4 protein-coding genes are annotated in these 2067 nt (G+C 40.4%); all 4 read left to right on the plus strand.

The window, feature by feature from the left end; translation table 11 throughout:
* Positions 1–33: 33 nt before the first annotated feature.
* Positions 34–696 (plus strand): lysozyme, encoded by a 663-nt coding sequence (locus ACFINO_RS09625; protein ID WP_375655593.1) that lies wholly within the window; start codon positions 34–36, stop codon positions 694–696.
* Positions 693–920 carry a hypothetical protein gene (locus ACFINO_RS09630; protein WP_375612675.1) on the plus strand — a complete coding sequence of 76 codons (228 nt, stop codon included), beginning with the start codon at positions 693–695 and terminating at the stop codon, positions 918–920. Before ACFINO_RS09625 ends, ACFINO_RS09630 begins: the two co-directional genes overlap by 4 nt.
* Before the next feature lie 116 nt (positions 921–1036).
* Entirely contained in the window at positions 1037–1267 is a 231-nt protein-coding gene (locus ACFINO_RS09635) for a hypothetical protein (RefSeq protein ID WP_375643598.1), read from the plus strand.
* 24 nt (positions 1268–1291) lie between these two features.
* Positions 1292–2067 (plus strand): DNA adenine methylase (locus ACFINO_RS09640; protein WP_375655591.1); only part of this gene is annotated, 776 nt, incomplete at its 3' end.

A 2067-nucleotide genomic window follows, 5' to 3' on the forward strand; every position in this document is an offset into this window, starting at 1 on the left:
CACTTTTGTGGGGCTTTTTTTATGGAGCGTCAGATGAGAAAGATATCGAAAGAAGGATTAGAGCTTATCAAACAATGGGAAGGTTTGCGTTTAGAGGCATATAGAGACACGGCATGTATCTGGACGATTGGTTATGGTCACACCAGCAATGCGGGTCACCCCCTTGTCAAAAAAGGCATGTGTATTAGCCAAAAGCAAGCAGAAGAAATCCTTTGTGAAGACTTAAAGCAATTTGAGAAGACGGTAGAGGAATCGGTGACGGTTTCGTTAACGGATTGCCAATTCGCGGCATTGGTCTCATTTTGCTATAATGTAGGAACAGCTGCTTTTCGCAAGTCAACCTTGTTGAAGAAGCTTAATCAAGGGGATTATGAAGCCGTACCCTTAGAATTACAGAAATGGAATAAGGTCGGTGGGAAGCCTCTTGCGGGTTTAGCCAACCGTCGAGCAGCAGAAGCGGGATTATGGGTAAAAGGGGCTTATGTTTCTTCGAATTATCAAAGGGTAGAAACGAAAACAGCAAGCGGTCTTTTAAAGATAGAAGCACTTGCCCCGATTATAGGGTCTTGTTCGGGGTTTGGAGGCTTGTTGGTTGGCAATGGTCCGGTGCAATGGGCTTTAGCAGGCATCATGGTTTTAGCGGCTGTAACGGGCATAGTGATTGTCGCCAAGCGGTTTGGGGAGCAACGCTTATGATTTTTTGGCTAAAGAAATATTCTCTTATGTTTACAGCGGCTTTAGCCGTTTTTTTTATGGCTTTAGCCAAGGCGTTTCAGCTTGGCAAGCAAAGCGAACGGCAAAAGCAAACAGAGAATGCTTTAAAGACAGCAACAACCCGTCTTGAGGTAGAAAATGAAGTTAATCAAAAAAGTGATGCTGGTGTGCGCTCTGAACTTTCTCGTTGGGTGCGCGGCAAATAGGTCTGTTTCTTGTAGTGGCTGGTTGCCCATTTATTTGGATAATAAGGATGTTGCGGTCATCAGTTCCAACCTTGCAAGAGATATTTTGAAGCATAACAAGCAGGGAGCCCATTTATGTGGTTGGAAAGATGGTCAAGAAACGAAGCAGCAAAGATAAAGATCTTACAGAAACAGAACAACAGCTCCTTCACGAGATGATAGAGACCTATCAAGGCTTAAAGATGATGTCACGCTTTATGAAGTGGATTGCCTTCATTGTCTTTATGTTTGTTATTGATTTTGCCCGCCTTATGGATGCACTCGATAATATCTTATCACATCTTAAAAGATGGATAACAAAAAGTTAGATATCAAATCTCTCCTTTAAAAATATGATGAAACAAGAATTTACACAAACATTGTTTGCGTGGATGGGTGGTAAACACTATCTGCGTAAGAAAATTATACCGATTTTAAATAATATTGACCACGAAACCTATGTTGAACCGTTTTTAGGCTCTGGTGTTATTTTCCTAAATAAAAAACCAGCAAAATATTCTGTCATTAATGATTTGAATGGAGAGATCACGAATCTGTTTCAATGCGTTCAAAATGACTTTGATGATTTAGCCAAACGACTAGAATGGTTTGTTTGTTCAAGACAGTTGTTTTTTGAACTTGCGGCGATTGAACCAGAAAGCCTTTCCAAAGTTGAAAGAGCCGCCCGTTTTTTGTTTCTCCAACGTTGTGTGATGTATGGGAAAAAAGATTATGTCTCTTTTAGTTTTGGAAGGAAAAAGCCTATAGCATTTAATCCCGAAAAGCTGTTATCAAGGATGAGACGTGTTAGACAGAAGCTTCTTGATACAACAATCTTAAATTTGTCGTGGGAACGGGTTATCGAGCTATTTGATGCACCCGACAGTTTATTTTACCTAGACCCGCCTTATCTTGTGAAGAAGAAGTGTTATAGCTCTGGGAATTTTGTTGAAGATGATTTTGTGAGTATGGCAAAAGTTCTCAAAAGCATACAAGGCAAATTTGTCTTGAGTCTAAATGATTGTGATGCGGTTCGAGAGATCTTTAAGGATTTTGACTTTTTAGAATTAGAGACCCTTTGGACCTCTGGTTTTGCTAAAAAACCACCCCGAAAAGAACTCTTGATTCG

It is taken from the genome of Bartonella sp. AA83SXKL, assembly GCF_042196965.1.
GTDB lineage: Bacteria > Pseudomonadota > Alphaproteobacteria > Rhizobiales > Rhizobiaceae > Bartonella.